The 20869-nt window shown below is 59.3% G+C and carries 20 protein-coding genes; 10 read left to right on the top strand and 10 right to left on the bottom strand.

Translation table 11 applies throughout. From position 1 onward, the window contains the following. Nucleotides 1–134 precede the first annotated feature (134 nt). Both ACMXYH_RS26780 and rlmF read left to right on the top strand, forming a co-directional pair. Nucleotides 135–2981, top strand: coding sequence for a valine--tRNA ligase (locus ACMXYH_RS26780; RefSeq protein WP_415765475.1), 2847 nt, complete (start codon nucleotides 135–137; stop codon nucleotides 2979–2981). Nucleotides 2982–3248: 267 nt separating this feature from the next. Then, on the top strand, nucleotides 3249–4271 hold the full coding sequence (gene rlmF / locus ACMXYH_RS26785) for a 23S rRNA (adenine(1618)-N(6))-methyltransferase RlmF (protein ID WP_129441436.1): 1023 nt from the start codon (nucleotides 3249–3251) through the stop codon (nucleotides 4269–4271). Between the two features lie 182 nt (nucleotides 4272–4453). On the opposite strand, the gene ACMXYH_RS26790 is transcribed toward rlmF, so the two are convergent. After that, the gene (locus ACMXYH_RS26790; RefSeq protein WP_007905514.1) at nucleotides 4454–4735 is read right to left on the bottom strand and encodes an HU family DNA-binding protein; all 282 of its coding nucleotides are present in this window, start codon (nucleotides 4733–4735) and stop codon (nucleotides 4454–4456) included. 395 nt (nucleotides 4736–5130) lie between these two features. On the opposite strand from ACMXYH_RS26790, the gene yejK reads away from it, so the two are divergent. Next, nucleotides 5131–6135: a nucleoid-associated protein YejK gene (gene yejK, locus ACMXYH_RS26795; RefSeq protein WP_415765476.1), complete on the top strand. Its 1005-nt coding sequence runs from the start codon at nucleotides 5131–5133 to the stop codon at nucleotides 6133–6135. Then, nucleotides 6135–6485: a glutaredoxin family protein gene (locus ACMXYH_RS26800; RefSeq protein WP_415765477.1), complete on the top strand. Its 351-nt coding sequence runs from the start codon at nucleotides 6135–6137 to the stop codon at nucleotides 6483–6485. The genes yejK and ACMXYH_RS26800 overlap by 1 nt, the downstream gene beginning before the upstream one ends. A 113-nt stretch (nucleotides 6486–6598) precedes the next feature. Here ACMXYH_RS26800 and ACMXYH_RS26805 read toward each other — a convergent pair whose 3' ends face one another. From ACMXYH_RS26805 to ACMXYH_RS26825, 5 genes are all read right to left on the bottom strand, one after another. Next, nucleotides 6599–7534 carry a glutathione S-transferase family protein gene (locus tag ACMXYH_RS26805; RefSeq protein WP_415765478.1) on the bottom strand — a complete coding sequence of 312 codons (936 nt, stop codon included), beginning with the start codon at nucleotides 7532–7534 and terminating at the stop codon, nucleotides 6599–6601. Between the two features lie 88 nt (nucleotides 7535–7622). Next, nucleotides 7623–7943, bottom strand: a complete 321-nt coding sequence (locus ACMXYH_RS26810) for a GIY-YIG nuclease family protein (protein ID WP_415765479.1) — start codon at nucleotides 7941–7943, stop codon at nucleotides 7623–7625. Nucleotides 7944–7983: 40 nt separating this feature from the next. Continuing rightward, a complete protein-coding gene (locus ACMXYH_RS26815) occupies nucleotides 7984–8454 on the bottom strand; it encodes a nuclear transport factor 2 family protein (RefSeq protein ID WP_415765480.1) in 471 nt (156 codons plus the stop codon). A 127-nt stretch (nucleotides 8455–8581) separates the two neighbouring features. Further along, on the bottom strand, nucleotides 8582–9889 hold the full coding sequence (locus ACMXYH_RS26820) for a CynX/NimT family MFS transporter (RefSeq protein ID WP_415765481.1): 1308 nt from the start codon (nucleotides 9887–9889) through the stop codon (nucleotides 8582–8584). Beyond that, the gene (locus tag ACMXYH_RS26825; RefSeq protein WP_129441424.1) at nucleotides 9879–10538 is read right to left on the bottom strand and encodes a FadR/GntR family transcriptional regulator; all 660 of its coding nucleotides are present in this window, start codon (nucleotides 10536–10538) and stop codon (nucleotides 9879–9881) included. Before ACMXYH_RS26825 ends, ACMXYH_RS26820 begins: the two co-directional genes overlap by 11 nt. 165 nt (nucleotides 10539–10703) lie before the next feature. On the opposite strand from ACMXYH_RS26825, the gene ACMXYH_RS26830 reads away from it, so the two are divergent. Further along, nucleotides 10704–10979, top strand: coding sequence for a type II toxin-antitoxin system MqsR family toxin (locus ACMXYH_RS26830; protein WP_129441422.1), 276 nt, complete (start codon nucleotides 10704–10706; stop codon nucleotides 10977–10979). Between the two features lie 32 nt (nucleotides 10980–11011). Further along, on the top strand, nucleotides 11012–11500 hold the full coding sequence (locus ACMXYH_RS26835; protein WP_403144776.1) for a type II toxin-antitoxin system MqsA family antitoxin: 489 nt from the start codon (nucleotides 11012–11014) through the stop codon (nucleotides 11498–11500). 63 nt (nucleotides 11501–11563) lie between these two features. On the opposite strand, the gene ACMXYH_RS26840 is transcribed toward ACMXYH_RS26835, so the two are convergent. The 4 genes from ACMXYH_RS26840 to ACMXYH_RS26855 form a co-directional block, all read right to left on the bottom strand. Then, complete coding sequence (locus tag ACMXYH_RS26840) at nucleotides 11564–12328, bottom strand: amino acid ABC transporter ATP-binding protein (protein WP_129441418.1); 765 nt, start codon at nucleotides 12326–12328, stop codon at nucleotides 11564–11566. Between the two features lie 11 nt (nucleotides 12329–12339). Then, nucleotides 12340–13437, bottom strand: coding sequence for an amino acid ABC transporter permease (locus tag ACMXYH_RS26845; protein ID WP_046048227.1), 1098 nt, complete (start codon nucleotides 13435–13437; stop codon nucleotides 12340–12342). Between the two features lie 10 nt (nucleotides 13438–13447). Beyond that, the gene (locus ACMXYH_RS26850; protein WP_149628835.1) at nucleotides 13448–14629 is read right to left on the bottom strand and encodes an amino acid ABC transporter permease; all 1182 of its coding nucleotides are present in this window, start codon (nucleotides 14627–14629) and stop codon (nucleotides 13448–13450) included. Between the two features lie 65 nt (nucleotides 14630–14694). Next, the gene (locus ACMXYH_RS26855; RefSeq protein WP_415765482.1) at nucleotides 14695–15723 is read right to left on the bottom strand and encodes an amino acid ABC transporter substrate-binding protein; all 1029 of its coding nucleotides are present in this window, start codon (nucleotides 15721–15723) and stop codon (nucleotides 14695–14697) included. Between the two features lie 466 nt (nucleotides 15724–16189). Between ACMXYH_RS26855 and ACMXYH_RS26860 the strand changes: the two genes are divergently transcribed. The 4 genes from ACMXYH_RS26860 (at nucleotide 16190) to ACMXYH_RS26875 (ending at nucleotide 20791) form a co-directional block, all read left to right on the top strand. Then, nucleotides 16190–16846 (top strand): alpha/beta hydrolase, encoded by a 657-nt coding sequence (locus ACMXYH_RS26860; protein WP_129441415.1) that lies wholly within the window; start codon nucleotides 16190–16192, stop codon nucleotides 16844–16846. Nucleotides 16847–16944: 98 nt separating this feature from the next. Beyond that, nucleotides 16945–18432 (top strand): ATP-dependent RNA helicase RhlB, encoded by a 1488-nt coding sequence (rhlB, locus tag ACMXYH_RS26865; RefSeq protein WP_415765483.1) that lies wholly within the window; start codon nucleotides 16945–16947, stop codon nucleotides 18430–18432. A gap of 126 nt (nucleotides 18433–18558) precedes the next feature. Continuing rightward, nucleotides 18559–19506: an ornithine cyclodeaminase family protein gene (locus ACMXYH_RS26870; protein WP_415767755.1), complete on the top strand. Its 948-nt coding sequence runs from the start codon at nucleotides 18559–18561 to the stop codon at nucleotides 19504–19506. Nucleotides 19507–19663: 157 nt separating this feature from the next. Further along, nucleotides 19664–20791: an NAD(P)/FAD-dependent oxidoreductase gene (locus ACMXYH_RS26875; RefSeq protein ID WP_415765484.1), complete on the top strand. Its 1128-nt coding sequence runs from the start codon at nucleotides 19664–19666 to the stop codon at nucleotides 20789–20791. Nucleotides 20792–20869 lie beyond the last annotated feature (78 nt).

Genomic DNA, 20869 nt, shown 5'->3' on the forward strand with positions numbered 1-20869 from the left:
AGCAAGCCCGCTCCCACATTTGATTGGCGTCGTTTTTGATGATGCGCCCGGTCTGCCCCTGCTCGCCCTACGCCCCATGCCCCGCTATACTTGCCGGCTTTTCCTGAATAAATGCCAATAGGGTCCCGCCGCGCATGGATAAGACCTACCAGCCGCACGCCATTGAAACTTCCTGGTACAACACCTGGGAGTCAGAGAATTACTTCGCCCCGCAAGGCGCGGGCGAGTCCTACACCATCATGATCCCGCCGCCGAACGTTACCGGCAGCCTGCACATGGGTCACGGCTTCAACAACGCGATCATGGACGCCCTGATCCGTTTCCGCCGCATGCAGGGTCGTAACACCCTGTGGCAGCCGGGTACCGACCACGCCGGTATTGCCACGCAAATGCTGGTGGAGCGTCAACTCGAAGCTCAGGGCCAGAATCGTCACGATCTGGGCCGCGAAAAATTCCTCGAGAAAGTCTGGGAGTGGAAGGATCAGTCCGGCGGCAACATCAGCCGTCAGATCCGCCGTCTCGGCTCGTCCGTGGACTGGGGCCGCGAGCGCTTCACCATGGACGACGGCCTCTCGGAAGCCGTTAAAGAAGCCTTCGTGCGTCTGCACGAAGACGGCCTGATCTACCGCGGCAAGCGTCTGGTCAACTGGGACACCAAGTTGCACACGGCGATTTCCGACCTCGAAGTGGAAAACCATGACGAGAAAGGTTTCCTGTGGAACCTGAAATACCCGCTGGCCGACGGCGCCAAGACCGCTGAAGGCAACGATTACCTGATCGTCGCGACCACTCGCCCGGAAACCATGCTCGGCGACGCCGCCGTAGCGGTTAACCCGAACGATGAACGCTACCAAGCCCTGATCGGCAAATTTGTCGAGCTGCCGCTGGTCGGCCGCCGCATCCCGATCATCGCCGACGATTACTGCGACCCAGAATTCGGCACCGGCTGCGTGAAAATCACCCCGGCCCACGATTTCAACGACTATGAAGTCGGCAAGCGCCACAACCTGCCGCTGCTGAACATCTTCGACAAGAACGCCGCCGTATTGCCGGCCTGTCAGGTGTTCAACCTCGACGGCACGCTCAACGAAAGCATCGACGGCAAGATCCCGGCCGAATACGCCGGTCTGGATCGCTTCGAAGCGCGCAAGCAGATCGTTGCTGCGTTTGACGCCGCCGGCCTCTTGGTCAGCGTCAACGACCACGCCCTGAAAGTACCGAAAGGCGACCGTTCCGGCACTATCATCGAGCCGTGGCTGACCGACCAGTGGTACGTGTCGACCAAGCCATTGGCTGAGCCAGCCATCGCTGCCGTTGAAGACGGTCGCATCGCGTTCGTGCCGAAACAGTACGAAAACATGTACTTCTCGTGGATGCGCGACATCCAGGACTGGTGCATCAGCCGTCAGCTGTGGTGGGGCCACCGGATTCCGGCCTGGTACGACGAGTCGGGCAAGGTCTATGTCGGTCGCGACGAAGCCGAAGTACGTGCCAAGCACAACCTCGGCCCGGACGTTGCACTGCAACAGGACAACGACGTTCTCGACACCTGGTTCAGTTCGGGCCTGTGGACCTTCTCCACGCTCGGCTGGCCTGAGCAGACCGAATTCCTGAAGAAATTCCACTCCACCGACGTGCTGGTGACCGGTTTCGACATCATTTTCTTCTGGGTTGCCCGGATGATCATGCTCACCATGCACTTGGTGAAAAACGAAGACGGCACGCCGCAGGTTCCGTTCAAGACTGTTTATGTTCACGGCCTGGTGCGTGATGGCCAGGGCCAGAAGATGTCCAAGTCCAAGGGCAACGTCCTGGATCCGCTGGACATCATCGACGGCATCGAGCTCGAAGACCTCGTGCAGAAACGCACCTCCGGCATGATGCAGCCGAAACTGGCGAAGAAGATCGAGAAGCAGACCCGCGACGAGTTCGCCGACGGCATCGCCAGCTACGGCACCGACGCTCTGCGCTTCACCTTCTGCTCGCTGGCGTCCACCGGTCGCGACATCAAGTTCGACATGGGCCGCGTCGAAGGCTATCGCAACTTCTGCAACAAGATCTGGAACGCCGCGCGCTATGTGCTGGACAAGGGCGAAGACTGCGGTCAGAACGGCGAGGCTTACGAGCTGTCGCTGGCGGACCGCTGGATCATTTCGCAGCTGCAACGCACCGAAGCTGAAGTGACCCGTCAACTCGATCAGTTCCGCTTCGACCTGGCCGCACAAGCCTTGTACGAGTTCATCTGGAACCAGTATTGCGACTGGTACCTGGAACTCTCCAAGCCTGTGCTGTGGGACGAAAACGCGCCGGTCGAACGTCAGCGTGGCACCCGCCGCACCCTTGTTCGGGTATTGGAAGTCGCGCTGCGTCTGGCGCATCCGTTCATGCCGTTCATCACCGAAGAAATCTGGCAGCGCATCGCGCCGCTGGCCGGTATCGAAGGCAAGACGATCATGCTGCAACCTTGGCCGGTGGCCAATGAAGCACGCATCGACCAGGGCGCCGAAGACGATATCGAGTGGCTGAAGACGCTGATGCTTGGCACGCGCAACATTCGCGCCGAGATGAACATCGGACCAGGCAAGCCGTTGAACCTGTTCCTGAAAAACGTCAGCGCCGAAGATCAGCGTCGTCTCACGGAGAACGAAGCCCTGCTGAAGAAGCTGGCTCGCCTCGAATCGATCACCGTGTTGGCTGCTGGCGAAGAAGCACCGCTGTCCGCCACCGCACTGGTCGGCGAGATGGAAGTGCTGGTACCGATGGCCGGCCTGATCGACAAAGACGCCGAATTGGCCCGTCTGGACAAGGAAATCCTGCGTCTGCAGGGCGAAGTTCAGCGGGTTGGCGGCAAGCTGTCTAACGCCGGTTTCGTCGACAAGGCCCCGGCCGAAGTCATCGACAAGGAACGCGCCAAACTGGCTGAAGCTGAACAGGCTTTGGGCAAGTTGGCCGAGCAGCATGCGCGGATTGCCAGTTTGTAACGGCACATCGCAATGAAAACGGGAGGCCCGAAACGGCCTCCCTTTTTTATGCCCGACGCTTTCTCCCAAACACCCCACCCCCCTGTGGGAGCGAGCTTGCTCGCGATGAGGTCATAACATTCAACATCGACGTTGGCTGACAGTCCGCTATCGCGAGCAAGCTCGCTCCCACAGGGGGGATGGCGGTGTTTGTCACAATTGCGTTCACAACGGCTGGATGTGGGACAATACCCGCCACTTTTAGCCATACCCGAATCGACCACGCCCATGAACGCCCCCCGCACACCCCGCCCCGCGCGCAAGAAGCCTGACACCGCCACCCCGGCCAAAGCCGTGGAGCCCCGCGAGAAGGCCAGCCTGCATCCGCGCAACCGCCATCAGGGTCGTTACGACTTCCCGGCGCTGATCAAAACCACGCCGGAACTGGCGAAGTTTGTGATCATCAATCCGTACGGCAAGGAAAGTATCGACTTCGCCAGCCCGGACGCAGTGCGGGTGTTCAACCGTGCGTTGCTCAAGTCGTTCTACGGCGTCGCCCATTGGGACATCCCGGCCGACTACCTCTGCCCTCCGGTTCCGGGCCGTGCCGATTACGTGCACTTCCTGGCCGACCTGCTGGCCAGCGTCAACGACGGCGAGATCCCTCGCGGTGCGCCGGTCAAGGTGCTCGATATCGGCATGGGCGCCAACTGCGTCTATCCGCTGATCGGCTACAGCGACTACCGCTGGCACTTCCTCGGCTCGGAAATCGACCCGACGGCCGTGGCCGCTGCCAAAGCCATCGTGCAGTCCAACGGGCTGAACAAAGCCATCCAGTTGCGCCAGCAAAGCAATCCCAAGCACATTCTGCTGGGCCTGCTCGAACCCGGCGAACGCTTTGACCTGACCATGTGCAACCCGCCGTTCCACGCCTCGATGGACGAAGCGACCAAGGGCAGCGAACGTAAATGGCGCGCGCTGGGCCGTGCTGATCCAAAACGCAAACTGCCTGTGCTGAACTTTGGCGGTCAATCGGCAGAATTGTGGTGTGAAGGTGGCGAAGCACGGTTTGTGACGCAACTGATCGCCGAGAGCGCGCATTTCCAACACAAAGTGCTTTGGTTCAGCACCTTGGTCTCGAAAGCCTCCAACCTGCCGGCGATCCAGACGGCGCTGAAAAAGGCCGGCGTACTGGAAAGCCAGGTCGTGGAAATGTCTCAGGGGCAGAAGCAAAGCCGTTTCGTCGCCTGGACCTTCCAGACCAAATCCGAGCAGCAGGTCTGGCGCGAACGTTGGGCTCGCAAAAGCTGAGTGACCCTGTGGGAGCGAGCTTGCTCGCGATGAGGCCATAACACTCAGCACAAGTGTTGACTGACAGGCCGCCATCGCGAGCAAGCTCGCTCCCACATTGGTTTAGCGGTGTTTGTGGTAAATCGCAGACACAAAAAAGCCGTGCCCGGATCACTCCGGAGCACGGCTTTTTTTACTGCGTCTTACTTGTTAACAGCGTCGGTCAGGCCTTTGGCCACAACCAGCTTGATAACTTTCTTGGCAGCGATTTCGATGGCAGCGCCAGTCGAAGGGTTGCGGCCGGTACGGGCAGGACGCTCAGTCACTTTCAGTTTGCCGATACCTGGCAGAGTGATTTCGCCGCCGTTTTCCAGCTGATCGGCAACGATTTGGCCCAGTTGGTCCAGAGCGTTACGCGCGGTGGTTTTTGGCGCGTCGATAGCTTCAGCGATGTCGGCGATCAGTTGGTCTTTAGTAAGAGCCATGTAGTGTTCCTTCCCTATCAAATTCATATGGATTGCAGAGTGCAGTGTCAGCCATCGAGCCCGATCTTCTGGATCTGGCACCCTCGGCCAATAACCACGGGATCGGGGTTATAGATACCGAAATCTGGGTTTGGTTCGACCTGACAAATGCTGAATGCACGCTTAACGCAGTGACTTCGCGTAAGACCGGGCAAAACTAGCACAGAGACGGGGAAATATCCGCCTCTAGCTACCCATTTGGTCAGCTTTATTGCTCTAAAACTGTAAAAAACAGCATAAGCGCCGTTGGACACCTGCGAATTGCCCTTCGTGCCGCGCCAAAACCAGTGGTTGCGGTACACTGGGCGCTTTTTCGGGGGAGCACGCCCTCCTCTCTTCAATCAGCCGAGAAGCCCATGCCGATCCGCCATTGCATCGTCCACCTGGTCGACAAAAAACCCGACGGCACACCTGCAGTTCTCCACGCCCGCGACTCCGAACTGGCCGAGTCGAGCGCCATCGAGTACATGCTTGCCGACCTCAATGAGAGCTACAACGCCAAACAAGGCAAGGCCTGGGGTTTCTTCCATGCCGAGTCCGGGGCACACCCGTTCAGCGGCTGGCTGAAGGAATACCTCGATGGCGGCAAGGATTTCACAGCGTTCAGCCGTGTGGCGGTGGAACACCTGCAAAAGCTGATGGAAGAGTCGAACCTCTCTGTGGGCGGCCACGTGCTGTTTGCGCATTATCAGCAAGGCATGACCGACTACCTGGCGATCGCCCTGCTACACCACAGTGAAGGCGTTGCAGTGACCGATCAACTGGACGTGACCCCGTCCCGGCACCTGGATCTGGGCCAACTGCACCTGGCGGCACGGATCAACGTGTCCGAGTGGCAGAACAACAAGCAGTCCAAGCAGTACATTTCGTTCATTAAAGGCAAGAACGGCAAAAAGGTTTCGGAGTATTTCCGCGACTTCATCGGCTGCCAGGAAGGCGTCGACGGCCCCGGCGAAACCCGCACCCTGCTCAAGGCCTTCAGTGACTTCGTCGAAAGCGAAGACCTGCCGGAAGAGTCCGCCCGCGAGAAGACCAAGACCCTGGTGGATTACGCCAGCAGCCAGGCAAAATTGGGCGAACCCATGGGCCTGGAAGAACTCTCGGAGCTGATCGACGAAGAACGCCCGAAAGCCTTCTACGATCACATCCGCAACAAGGACTACGGCTTGTCGCCGGAGATTCCGGCAGATAAACGTACCCTCAACCAGTTCCGCCGCTTCACCGGTCGCGCCGAAGGCCTGTCCATCAGCTTCGAAGCGCACCTGCTGGGCTCGAAGATCGAATACGACGAAGAAGCCGGCACGCTGATCATCAAAGGTCTGCCGACCCAGCTCACCGATCAGCTCAAGCGGCGTAACTGATGCTCGGCGGAAAACTGAAGAAATTCCTGCTGATCCTGCTGGTGGTCGTGGTCTACCAGAACTGGGGCAAGATCGAGCGGGTGTTCCATCCGGCGCAGGTGGTGTCGGAGCAGACTCAGGCCAAGGCCAACGTCGTGCTCTACGCCACTGAATGGTGTGGTTACTGCAAACTGACTCGGCGCTTTCTCGATCAGAAGGGCATTCCGTACAAGGAGTTCGATATCGAGAAGGATGCCGAGGCGCGCAAGGACTACGAGGCGCTGGGTGGCGGCGGGATTCCGATCATCGATGTGAACGGGACGTTGATTCGCGGGTATGACCCGGACAGCATTCTCGCCGCACTGAAATGATTTGAAGATCAAAAGATCGCAGCCTTCGGCAGCTCCTACATGTTGATCGGCGTAGGAGCTGCCGAAGGCTGCGATCTTGGCGATATCCCTATCGCTAGAGTATTAGTAATGGATCAGCGTTTTTCGATGCGGAACCCGAATCGCGGAAAGTGCACATGCACCACACCGCCCCGCTCGTCTTCACGACGCAGAATCAATTCTTCACTGCCCGCAAACAGCAACTCACCCGCCACCGGGTCAACGCCGTAATCGATGGCGGCAATGACCACCTGCTGGCCAACCTCAAAACCATTTGGCTCGTCGAATTGCTCATCCGGCAATGCGGCCGGTGTGGCATTGCGCGCCGCCTCCAGCGCCTCTTCGGAGCTCATCTCGCTGAACGCGCCATGACCGAAGCCCAACACGCGCCCCTGCCACGCCGAAACCGCCGGATAAGCATCGACCAACGGTGAAGTGACGGGCGTAGCCTTGAGAAACCACAACGGATGGGCCAGGGCGAAGTCGGCAATCGACGGCTCGCCGAACAGGAAGTCGCCCTGCTCACGCTGAAGCTGTTGCTCCAGACGCGTCATGATGGTCGGCCACTGATGCCGGGCCTGCTCTGCCGGCAGCCGTGTGGCGCTGCCACCGCTGAACAACTCCGCGCGATCGGCAATGAATGCCTTGATCGCTTCCGGCGGCATATTGCCGAAGCGCACGGCGATTGATTCCGGTTGAAACACCAGGCTGACCGCGTGCTGGAACACCACCGAATCCGCCCATGCGGCGAACGTGGCGGCGATCATTTCCTGACCTTCAGGGAAGAACGCCGGCAAGGCTTTTTCCTGTTCCAGACGACGGGCGATCAGCGACGTGTCGCAATAGATATCCGCGCCAATCTGCAACACTGGCGTCTTGCGGTAGCCGCCGGTCAGCGCGGTCAGATCGGGTTTTGGCATCACCGGCGAGATCTTCACCGAGCGCCAGGACAGCCCCTTGAAGCCCAGCAGCAAGCGGGCCTTTTCAGAAAAAGGGGACGTCGGGTAATGATGAAGAATTAACTCGGACATGCTCGGCTCCGCCGCACGGATAGGGAATCCGCAGCTTAGCGCGCATTCCATGTGCAGCCCAGCCATCTGCCTGATGGGCACTTATCAGTCAGATTGATAAGCCCGCAGCGGCGCTCGCCACCAAACATTCCTTGGCGCTTTTCTTGAGTTTTTTGATCAGTCGTTCCTGCCGCAGCGCTTCGCTTTTATCGCGGCAGGCTTCGGTGTAGACCAATGCCACGGCAGGGCTGGAGAGAAAAAAGCGTGCACCCTTGCCACTCTGGTGGGTGGCGAAGCGGCGCACGGGATCGTCGCTGATCCCGCAGTAGAGCGAACCATTGGCCGCGCGAACGAGGTAGACGAACCAGGGTTTGCTGACAGGCAGCATCGGTTCGGCGGCAATGACGGAAGATTCGCTGGCGGTGTTCACGTGACGATCAAGGCTTGAAAGGAAACAAGCCGCGATCTTATCAGCGACTGGCCTGGAATGCCTTCAGCCCCTTCAAGGCTTGCGCGCGCACGGCGTTTCTCACCGCCGGCGTCCAGCCCAACAACAGTCCCTTGAAACCCAACGCCTGTCGGGACCAGGTCCACATGTCGAAGCTGTCGTGATGCTCGCAAATCTTGCCGTCGCGAAAAACGAAGCGTGCCTGAATATCGTTGACCACGGTGTTGCCGGTCTGGCTGAACAGGTAGGTCGCCACCCAATGGGCACCACCGGTTCGCTCATCGCTGCGCACGTTATCGAACGTCAGGGAAAAATCCTTGGCCCGGGTAGTGAGCATGCGCCACATGTCGCCGGCCTCTTGGCCGCGCAGTTCGCCGAACGCAGGATCACTGAACACCACGTCGTCGGTATAGCAGGCACTCATGGCCTCGGCATCCAGACGCTGGAAGGCTTGGTAGAACTGGGTGATCAATGCGTTGTGGGCATCACTCATGGACAGGCTCCCTCTGGATGTGCAAATAGATGCGCAAAGTGGTTTCAAAAGATTGCCTGCACGATAGTCAACAAAGGCGCGGAACACTATCGGCATTCGTGAGCCGAATACCGACAGTGTGCGGGTGTCAGACCTTTTCGCTTTCGACCTGGACGTACAGCGAACGGCCGGCGCCGAGACCGGCGATGATCGCCCCAAGGCCGATGATGCCGAAAATCCAGCCCAAGGCGTTCCAGCCACCGGTCCAGTCATGCACGATGCCGACCGCGAACGGCCCCATGGACGCCAGGGTGTAACCGAAGCCTTGGGCCATGCTCGACAGGTTCGCCGCGACATGGGCGTCCCGCGAACGCAGCACGATCAGGGTCAACGCCAGACTGAACGTACCGCCCTGCCCCAGACCCAGCAGGATCGCCCAGCCCCACAAGCCTTCGATCGGTGCGTAAAGACAACCGAACAAACCGCCAAGGGTCAGCAGCATGACGATGACGATCGCCAGACGCTGATCCTTGCCACGCGTCGCCAGCCATGGCGCCGCCAGTGAACTCGCCAACTGAACAATGACCGAGCCTGACAGCACCAGACCCGCCTGGGTCGGCGTCAGGCCGCGACCGATCAGGATCGACGGCAACCAGCCGAACACAATGTAGGCCAGAGAAGATTGCAGGCCCATGTAGAGCGTCACTTGCCAGGCCAGTGGATCACGCAACAGACCGCGAACCCGATACGCGACGTTGTGCGCTCCGTGTTTCTGCCCGACCTGTGGCAACCAGAAAATCGCCGCGACCAATGCCGGAACCACCCAGAAGCCGAGGCCCAAGGCCCAGCTCTTGTCGAAATGCTCGCTCAACGGCACGGTCGCACCCGCGGCCATCGCCGCGCCCAGGCACAGGGCCATGGTGTAGACGCCGGTCATGGTGCCCGCGTGTTTCGCGAAGTCGCGCTTAACGATGCCGGGCAGCAATACGCCGATCACACCGATGCTCGCGCCGGCCAGCACGCTGCCGGCAAACAGGCCGATCTCGCCGAACGAACTGCGCAGGATGATCCCACCGGCCAACATCAAGAGAATGCCCAGCACCACTCGCTCGGCGCCGAAACGTCGTGCCAGCACGGGCGCCAGTGGTGCAAACAAGCCGAGGCACAGCACCGGCAACGTCGTCAGCAAACCGGCCTGGGCTGCCGACAAACCGAGGGTTTTCGACACCTCGCTGAGCATCGGCGCCATGCTCGACAGCGCCGGACGCAGGTTCAGCGCCACCAGAATCAGGCCCAGCAACAGCAGCCACGGCCGCCGCAGGATCGGGTGACTTTGCTGGACCTGTTCGTCATCCGCCTCCGCGTCGATCAGCAGCTCTTCGAGCTCCGCCGTGCGCTTGGGCTGAGTGATGTTGCTGTTGCTGCTGGACATGGAATTCTCGGTTTCAAGGTTCATTGATCAACTGCCTCGACAGGGCTTTGGCCCGTTCCGGGTCGCGTTGCTCGACGGCATCAAGCAGTTCGATATGGAGGTCGAACACCTCTTGGCGTCGAGGGGAAATGTTCAGGGTCTCGCGCAACTGCGCCCCGATGACGCTGGAAAAATAGCGGTACAACTCACTGAGGGTCGGGTTGTGTGCGGCGTCAACCAAGCGGCGGTGGAACACCAGATCGCAGGCGATATACGTGTCGAGATCGCCGTGGTAGTGACTGCCACTGACGCCCAACGCCTCACGCAATGCCACCAGGTCTTCGTCGGTACGACGCAACGCGGCCAGGCCGATGGCCTCGACTTCCAGAATGTGCCGAGTCTCCCGGGCCTGCTCGTGGGAGCAGCGGGACAACGCCTTCATGGTGTCGAGCGGATCGACCACCGCCCGCAAATAGCTGCCGTCGCCTTGACGGATTTCGATCAACCCGGAAAACGCCAATACACGCATGGCTTCACGCACGGTATTGCGGCTGATGCCCAGCTCGGCGGACAGCTCAGGTTCGGTCGGTAAACGCTGGCCGACCGTCCAGACGCCTTCGGTGATGCGCAGGCGTAGCTGGTCCAGTGCCTGGTCGACCAGGGACCGTTTAACTAGCGGAGAAATGTCTGACATAGGATTCGCCCTTTCATCCAATCATAGGATGAATTTTCTGACATGTTAGTCAGCTTCAAGTAGGACGGCAACCGCCTACGGTCAGAGAGAGGGAATGAAGCGGGATTTTCGATTAGTTAAAATTACCCTTTAAGGGTAATTTCAGGGGCAGGGTTTTGGTTTCTTATGGAAAAGAGCACACCCCATTACGACTTGGCGGTGATCAAGGCTGAGGTGGTCAGGCTGGGTAGAAAGGCATTCACCCGACGGGCTGTGGAATCGGGCAGCTACATGGGTTTCAACGTCCGGCAAATGATCGAGGTGATCTGTGCACTGGAACGCCGAATGCTTTTCAAATCCATCACCACCTATGTCGACCACCGGGTTTGGCAGGACGTTTATCACACAACATTTCACGGATTGGAGATTTACATAAAAGTGTCTTACCGCCCCGGCGGTTGACATCCAGTAGTCTCCTTCAAGGAGAAAGACCTATGAGAACGCAGCAATGCGTCAACTGTGGCACACACGATGGGATGGGGCACTTCGAAGGCCGCACACTCTCAGTCAATTACAAACAGATGTCGCGACTTGTTGACGAGCTTGCGGGTTGGGAATGCAGAGTTTGCGGTGAAATCGAATTCGATCATGACACCGACAGCGCCGAGCGTTATGCAGATGCCAGCGATCAATTGCTTCAGGACTGCCTGCAACTGATCGGCTCGGAGATCAAGCGTATCCGCCGCAAACTCCACCTCACGCAAAAAAACGCAGTGAAGTTGCTGTCCGGCGGTGGGAACAATGCCTTTTCGCGGTATGAGCGTGGAGAGCTGCCTGCGCCCAAACCGTTACTCACACTGATGCAGCTGTTGGATCGTCATCCCTATTTACTGGCGGAAATTCAGGTATTGAACGAAGGTGCCGCCCTCAAACAACTATTGGCCGCCCGCCATCCGGAACTGGAAGCGGCACTCACCTCCTGACCTCAAACCCCAGACAAAATAAACCCGGATCAAGTCCGGGTTCATTTCAACACCTGCGCAGGATCAATGCAGGATCTGGCTCAAGAACAGTTTGGTACGTTCATTCTGCGGGTTATCGAAGAAGTCGTTTGGCGCCGCCTGCTCGACGATTTCGCCCTTGTCCATGAAGATCACGCGGTTGGCCACGGTGCGGGCGAAGCCCATTTCGTGGGTCACGCAGAGCATGGTCATGCCGTCTTCGGCGAGGCCGATCATGGTGTCGAGCACCTCTTTCACCATCTCCGGGTCGAGTGCCGAGGTCGGTTCGTCGAACAGCATGATTTTCGGTTTCATGCACAGGGCGCGGGCAATCGCCACACGCTGTTGCTGACCGCCAGACAGTTGCCCCGGGAATTTATGCGCCTGCTCCGGAATGCGTACGCGCTCAAGGTAATGCATGGCGATTTCTTCGGCCTGGCGCTTGGGCATCTTGCGTACCCACATCGGCGCCAGGGTGCAGTTCTGCAGGATGGTCAGGTGCGGAAACAGATTGAAGTGCTGGAACACCATGCCGACTTCACGGCGAACCGATTCGATCTGCTTGAGGTCGTTGGTCAGCTCCACGCCATCGACCACGATGCGACCTTGCTGGTGCTCTTCCAGACGATTGAGGCAACGAATGGTGGTGGATTTGCCGGAACCCGACGGGCCGCACAAGACGATACGCTCGCCCTGTTTAACGTTCAGGTTGATGTCTTTCAACACGTGGAACTGGCCGTACCACTTGTTCACGCCCTGCATCTGAATAATGCCTTCAGGGCTCACAGGCTGTTTGATCGCTTCACTCATAAACTACGCTCCTAACGCTTGTGGCCAGTGTCCAGCTTACGTTCCAAATGCATGGAGTAGCGGGACATACCAAAACAGAAAATCCAGAACACCAGGGCCGCGAACACATAGCCTTCGGTGGCCATGCCCAACCATTTCGGGTCGGCGGCGGCTTGTTTGACGCTGTTGAGCAAGTCGAACAGGCCGATGATGATCACCAGACTCGTGTCCTTGAACAGCGCAATGAAGGTGTTGACGATACCGGGGATCACCAGCTTCAGGGCTTGCGGCAGAATTACCAGGCCCATGCTGCGCCAGTAACCGAGGCCCATCGCTGCAGCCGCTTCGTACTGACCTTTGGGAATCGCTTGCAGACCGCCACGCACCACTTCGGCGACGTAGGCCGACTGGAACAGGATCACGCCGATCAGTGCCCGCAGCAGTTTGTCGAAGTTCATGCCTTCAGGCAGGAACAACGGCAGCATCACCGAGGACATGAACAGCACCGTGATCAGCGGCACGCCGCGCCAGAATTCGATGAAGGTCACACAGACCACCCGAATCGCCGGCATGTTCGAACGACGGCCCAGCGCCAGGACGATACCCAGCGGCAACGCACCGGCAATACCGACGGTGGCGATCACCAGAGTCAGCATCAGCCCGCCCCACTGGCTGGTCGCCACGGTGCTCAGACCGAAGAGACCACCATGCAACAGGAAGTAGGCAATGATCGGGTACAGGAAGAGGAAGCTCAGGCCATACACCGCTTTACGGTGAAAGCGCGAGATAAACAACGGTGCCACGCCGATGACCGCCAGCCACACGGTCAGGTCCACGCGCCAGCGCAGGTCTGTCGGGTAGTAGCCGTACATGAACTGGCCGAAGCGCTGTTGAATGAACACCCAGCAGGCGCCCTCCTTCGTGCAGTCGGCGCGCGTGGTGCCGACCCAGTTGGCATCGAGGATCGCCCAATGCAGGATCGGCGGCACCACCAGGTAGATCAGGTAGAACGCGAACAGGGTCAGCAGGGTGTTGAGCCAGCTGGAGAACATGTTCGCGCGCATCCACGCCACGACACCGATGCTGCGGCTCGGGGGTGGCATGTCAGGTTTGAAAGTATGAGTCGTCATGCGCTTTTCCTTACCGCTCGATCAGCGCAATGCGCTTGTTGTACCAGTTCATCAGCAGGGAAATGCTGATACTGATCGCCAGGTACACGCTCATGGTGATGGCAATCACCTCGATCGCCTGCCCGGTCTGGTTCAGCACCGTACCGGCAAACAACGAGACCATTTCCGGATAACCGATACCGGCCGCCAGCGAGGAGTTCTTCGCCAGGTTCAGGTATTGGCTGGTCAGCGGTGGAATGATCACGCGCAGGGCTTGCGGGATGATCACCTTGCGCAGCGTCGGACCGTTGCGCAATCCCAACGAGTGCGCCGCTTCGGTCTGGCCGTGGCTGACCGACTTGATGCCCGAACGCACGATCTCGGCGATAAACGCCGCGGTGTACACCGTCAGGGCCAGGGTCAGCGCCAGCAGTTCCGGGATCAGCACCCAGCCACCGACGAAGTTGAAGCCTTGCAGCTTCGGCATTTCCCAGTGCAGCGGCGCGCCGAAGATCAAGGCGCACAGCGCAGGGATCACCAGGAACAGCGCCAGGCCCACCCAGAACTTGTGGAACGGTACGCCGGTCGCTTCGAAGCGTTTGGTGGCCCAGCGGCTCATCAGCACGATGGCGACGATGGCCACGACGACGCTGACCACAAACGGCCAGAAACCGTCCGCCGTCAACGCGGCCGGCATGTTCAGGCCACGGCTGCTGACGAAGAAAGTGTCGCCGAAGTTATGGCTGTTGCGTGGCCCCGGCATGGTCAGGAACACCGCGAAGTACCAGAACAGGATTTGCAGCAGCGGCGGAATGTTGCGGAAGACTTCCACATAAACAGTCGCCAGCTTGCTGATGATCCAGTTCTTCGACAGCCGTGACACACCAACGATGAACCCGAGGATCGTCGCCAGGATCACGCCGATGAAGGTCACCAGCAGCGTGTTGAGCAGGCCGATGACAAACACCCGGGCATACGTGTCCGATTCGGTGTAGTCGATCAGGTGTTGAGCGATGCCGAAACCGGCACTGCGCTCCAGAAAGCTGAAGCCGGAGGTAATGCCCCGGTGTTGAAGGTTGGTCTGTGTGTTGTCGAACAGATACCAGCCCATCGAGACCACCGCCACAATGGTGATGATCTGAAATAGCCACGCACGCACTTTTGGATCGCTGAGGCTGAGCCTCTGCTTTGGTGCGCCGATTGAATTTTGCATGAAGTGCCCCGCAAATAATGGAACAGAACATCACCCGGCGGTTGGCCCACCGGGTGATAGAACCATCAGCGCACTGGTGGTGCGTATTGAATGCCGCCGTTGTTCCACAGAGCGTTCAGCCCGCGGTCGATGGCCAGTGGAGTGCCCTTGCCGAGGTTTTTCTCGAACACTTCACCGTAGTTACCCACTTGCTTGACGATCTGCACGACCCAGTCTTTCTTCACTTTCAGGTCTTTGCCGTATTCACCGTCAGCGCCCAGCAGACGAGCAACGTCCGGGTTCTTGGTGGCTTTGGCTTCAGCTTCAACGTTTTTCTGGGTGATACCCATTTCTTCAGCGTTGAGCATCGCGAACAGGGTCCACTTGACGATGCTGAACCATTCTTCGTCGCCTTTACGCACGACCGGGCCCAGAGGCTCCTTGGAGATGGTTTCCGGCAGAACGACGTAGTCGGTCGGGGTCGCCAGCTTGCTGCGCTGTGCGTAGAGCTGGGATTTGTCGGAGGTCAGCACGTCGCAACGACCGGATTCCAGCGACTTGGCGCTTTCATCGGAGGTGTCGAAGGTGATCGGGGTGTATTTCAGACCGTTGCCACGGAAGTAGTCGGAAACGTTCAGCTCGGTCGTGGTACCGGCTTGAATGCAGATGGTGGCGCCGTCGAGTTCTTTCGCGCTCTTCACGCCCAGCTTGTTGTTCACCAGGAAGCCGATGCCGTCGTAGTACGTCACGCCAGCAAACACCAGGCCCATGCCCGAATCGCGGGAGCTGGTCCAGGTGGTGTTACGCGACAGCACGTCGATTTCGCCGGACTGCAGCGCGGTGAAACGCTCTTTGGCGTTCAACTGACTGAATTTGACCTTGCTCGCATCGCCGAAAACGGCAGCGGCTACAGCGCGGCAGACGTCAGCATCGATGCCGATGATCTTGCCAGTCGAGTCCGGAACCGAGAAGCCCGGCAGACCGTCACTTACGCCGCACTGTACGAAACCTTTCTTCTGCACTGCATCCAGGGTTGCACCCGCCTGAGCGAACCCACTGACACCGAGTACTGCGGCTGCAGTCACGATAGCCAGGGTGGATTTCAACATCTTCATTCAAACCTCCAGTTTTGCTCTTGTTGTGTCGGAGCTGAGTCCAGTCGCACCCTTATGAGGCGTTGTTGACCCGTGTTGGCTTTTTTTGGGGTCAACCGACGTAAGACCTGCGCTATGAGTCTAGTAGGAGAAAATCCACATCATGGACAACTCACTTCTCACCAATCGGCCGAACGGGCTGTAGCCCTTTCACGTTCGCGAAGCCCGTAGCGGCCACTGGCGAACATCCATCACCGGATTCTTTGCTATCCCATCGCCAGCAGTACACTGATAGTGTTACCGCAAGGCGCGAGATGGGTTGCACCGTTTTCCCATAGCAAAGCCCGTACCAGACCGCTCGCTGAAGCGATTGCGCTACAGGTCAATAGCAAAACTTGTAGCCTTGCGACATCTTCTTAACTGATCAACCAGGCACGCCCTCAGACCTCGCACTCAATGAGAGCGCCTGCACAACATTGGAGCAACCATGACCGAGCCCTTGATTCTTCAGCCCGTCAAGCCTGCAGACGCCTGCGTTATCTGGCTGCACGGCCTGGGCGCCGATCGCTACGACTTCCTGCCGGTGGCCGAAGCACTGCAGGAAAGCCTGCTGACCACCCGCTTCGTTCTGCCCCAGGCACCAACCTGCGCCGTCACCATCAATGGTGGTTACGAGATGCCAAGTTGGTACGACATATTGGCCATGAGCCCCGCGCGCGCGATCAACCGCGAGCAGCTGGAAGAGTCGGCAGACAGGATCGTTAAATTGATCGACGTGCAGCGCGCCAGCGGAATAGACGCCTCGCGGATATTTCTGGCAGGTTTTTCCCAAGGTGGCGCGGTGGCGTTACACGCCGCGTTTCTGAAATGGCAGGGACCACTGGGTGGCGTACTTGCCCTCTCGACCTATGCACCGACCTTCAGCGATGAACTGGAGCTTTCCGCCAGCCAGCAGCGCATTCCCGTTCTGTCTTTACACGGCCAGTACGATGACGTCGTTCAAAACTCCATGGGCCGAACCGCCTACGAGTATTTAAAGCAGCATGGTGTCACCGTCACATGGCAGGAATACCCAATGGGCCACGAAGTGTTACCCGAGGAAATTCGCGACATTGGTGTCTGGCTCGCCGAGCGCTTGCGTTAACTGTTTATGTGAAAAGCAGCCCATTGATCCATCCCACTACGCCGCGCCCGATTCTTGCATTACACTGGCCGGCGTATATTCCTTAACCAATTGATGAGATGACCGTGCTCAAAGCACTCAAGAAAATGTTCGGTAAAAGCGAGACTGAGCAGCTCGCGCCAGTCTCCAGCGCTCCGTCTCACCATCCCAGCCACCGCACCGACGGTAATCAGTCTGGCCGGACCGCAACCGTAGCGGTACCGAAGTACGAGCCGATGACCACACCGGCCGTCCAACCCGTTGAGGCTCAGGCCTCTGAAGAACCGAGCAGCGAAGCTGCGAAACCTGCCAGACCGCGTCGCGAACCCAAGCCAAAAGCACCGGTTATCCCCTGGAAACTCGAAGACTTCGCCGTCGAACCCCAGGAAGGCAAAACCCGTTTCCACGATTTCAAACTCGCCCCCGAACTGATGCACGCCATCCAGGACCTGGGCTTCCCGTATTGCACGCCGATCCAGGCACAAGTCCTCGGCTTCACCCTGGCCGGCAAAGATGCCATTGGCCGCGCCCAGACCGGCACCGGCAAAACCGCAGCGTTCCTGATTTCGATCATCACTCAGTTGCTGGAAACCCCGCCGCCGAAAGAGCGTTACATGGGCGAGCCACGGGCGCTGATCATTGCACCGACCCGTGAACTGGTGGTGCAGATCGCCAAGGACGCAGCCGACCTGACCAAATACACCGGCCTCAACGTCATGACGTTTGTCGGCGGCATGGACTTCGACAAGCAGCTCAAAAACCTCGAAGCCCGTCATTGCGACATCCTCGTGGCCACGCCGGGTCGTCTGCTGGACTTCAACCAGCGCGGCGACGTGCACCTGGACATGGTCGAAGTCATGGTCCTGGACGAAGCCGACCGAATGCTCGACATGGGTTTCATCCCACAAGTGCGTCAGATCATTCGCCAGACCCCGCCGAAAAACGAGCGTCAGACGCTGCTGTTCTCCGCGACCTTCACCGAAGACGTGATGAACCTGGCCAAGCAATGGACCACCGACCCGTCGATCGTCGAGATCGAGTCGCAGAACGTGGCCAGCGAAAACGTCGAGCAACACATCTACGCCGTCGCCGGTGCCGACAAATACAAACTGCTCTACAACCTGGTCAACGACAACGGTTGGGAACGGGTGATGGTGTTCGCCAACCGCAAGGATGAAGTGCGGCGCATCGAAGAACGCCTGGTGCGTGATGGCGTCAACGCCGCGCAACTGTCCGGCGACGTGCCGCAGCACAAGCGCATCAAGACCCTGGAAGGTTTCCGCGAAGGCAAGATCCGCGTCCTGGTCGCCACCGATGTGGCCGGTCGCGGCATTCACATCGACGGCATCAGCCACGTGATCAACTTCACCCTGCCGGAAGTCCCGGACGATTACGTGCACCGTATCGGCCGCACCGGTCGTGCCGGCGCCGATGGCGTGTCCATCAGTTTTGCCGGTGAAGACGACTCCTACCAGCTACCGTCCATCGAGGCGCTGCTGGGTCGCAAGATCAGCTGTGAAACGCCACCGACGCATCTGCTGCGGGCGGTTGAGCGCAAGCGCCCGTAACGCGGGTCGCACTAAAAGAGGCGCAGCCGGAAACGGACTGCGCTTTTTTTTCGTCCGGACATTGATCAAGACAACTAAAAGTCCATAATGGACAAATTAGTTTACTTCCAGCTCCCGGAGCCGACCATGACCAGTACGCCTTATGTGATTACCCAACCTCAGGCCCGTGAGCTGCTGGCGCAGGTCGACGTACCGCAGATCCTGCGCAAACTGTTCCGCGACCTGGCCGCCGGGCGAGCCGTGCAACCGGCGCAGCAACTGGTGGAGTTCCCACAGGGTGCTGGCGACTTCATCAACTACCTGGGCGTACTGGCCGAAGACGGCGTGTACGGGGTCAAGACCTCGCCGTACATCGTTCGAGAACAAGGCCCGCTGGTGACTGCCTGGACGCTGCTGATGTCGATGCAGACCGGCCAGCCGTTGCTGCTCTGCGATGCCGGTGAACTGACCACGGCACGCACCGCCGCAACAACCGCAGTGGCGGTCGACGCCCTCGCCCCGCTGAAGGCTCGACGCCTGGCGATCATCGGCAGCGGCAAGGTCGCCCAGGCGCACTTGCACTACGTCAAAGGCCTGCGCGACTGGCAGAGCATCAGCCTCTACTCGCCGAGTCTGAGCGACAAGAATCCCGAAGTATTGGCACAGCTCCAAAGTCTCGATCCACGCCTGACCATTGTCGACAGTCGTGAAGCAGCGGTTCAAGACGCCGACGTGATCATGCTCTGCACCTCATCCGCAGCCCCGGTGATCGACCCGTCAAGCTTGAGCAAACCGGCACTGATCACCTCCATCAGCACCAACGCACCGCGTGCCCACGAAGTGCCGCCGCAGAGCCTCAATGACATGCAAGTGTTCTGCGACTATCGTCTGACCACCCCGGGCTCGGCCGGCGAGATGCTGATTGCCGGTGAACAGCATGGTTGGGATAAGGGCGCGATCATCGGCGACCTGCCTGACCTGCTCAGCGAAAAAGTCCAGCGCCCCGACTACGACCGCCATGTGTTCTTCCGCTCCATTGGCCTGGGCCTGGAAGACATCGCACTGGCCAATGCCCTTTACCGCCTACAGCACTAACACCACGATCCCTGTAGGAGCTGACGAGTGGAACGAGGCTGCGATCCTTTGATCTTGCCTTTAAAAGCAAAGTCAAAAGATCGCAGCCTCGTTCCACTCGTCAGCTCCTACAAAGGATCACTACAAATTTGGCCTTTGCGCCCATCAGGAGACGTTCATGAGCCAGGCAGATTTCATCATCATCGGCGGCGGGATTGCCGGCGCTTCCACCGGTTTCTGGTTGTCGCAGCACGCCCGAGTGATCGTGCTCGAACGCGAATCCCATCCGGCTTACCACTCCACCGGACGTTCAGCCGCATTATTCACCGCCGCTTACGGCACACCGCAGGTTCGGGCGCTGACCCAAGCCAGTCGCGACTTCTTCGACGCACCGCCGCCTGGTTTCTGCGAACACCCGCTGCTGACCCCGCGTGGCGAGATGACCGTGGACTTCACCGGCGACCCGGACGAGCTGAACAATCAATACCTGAGCGCCAAAGCCACGGTGCCGGAGATGCAGCGACTCAGCGCCGACGAGGCCTGTGTGCGCCTGCCGATCCTGCGCCGGGAAAAAGTCCATGGTGCGATTTACGACCCGACCGCCAGCGACATCGACACCGATGCCTTGCATCAGGGCTACCTGCGCGGTATCCGACGCAACAAGGGCGAAGTTCATACCGACAGCGAAGTCCTGAGCCTGACCCGTGACGCCGAAGGTGTGTGGCACGTGCAAACCAACGGTCAAACCTTCAGCGCCCCGATCATCATCAACGCGGCAGGCGCCTGGGCCGACAAAATCGGCGAGCTGGCCGGTGCCAGACCACTGGGCCTGCAACCCAAGCGCCGCGCGGCGTTCATCTTCGCCGGTCCCGAGGGCGTGGACATCCACCATTGGCCAATGCTGGTCAGCCTCGACGAATCCTTCTACATGAAGCCCGACGCCGGAATGTTCCTCGGCTCGCCAGCCAACGCCGACCCGGTGGAACCGCACGACGTTCAGCCCGAAGAGTTGGACATTGCGATGGGCATCTACCAGATCGAAGAAGCCACCACCCTGACCATCCGCCGTCCGACCCGCACCTGGGCCGGCTTGCGCAGTTTCGTGAGCGACGGTGATTTGCTGTCCGGTTTTGATCCGCAGGTGCCGGGGTTATTCTGGGTAGCGGCACAAGGCGGTTATGGCATCCAGACCTCGCCGGCCATGGGCCAGGCCAGCGCCGCACTGGTGCGCGGTGAAGCCTTGCCCGAGCAACTGACTCGCTTCGGTCTGAACACCCAAATGCTCTCCCCTTCGCGACTGGGCTGACCTTTGGACGCAGGTGACGTGTCGACACGATTGCGGCAAACTTCCAGCGCCCTTTTTTGACGGGGCGCTGATGCTGTC

Source organism: Pseudomonas frigoris, from assembly GCF_047758635.1.
Taxonomy (GTDB): domain Bacteria; phylum Pseudomonadota; class Gammaproteobacteria; order Pseudomonadales; family Pseudomonadaceae; genus Aquipseudomonas; species Aquipseudomonas frigoris.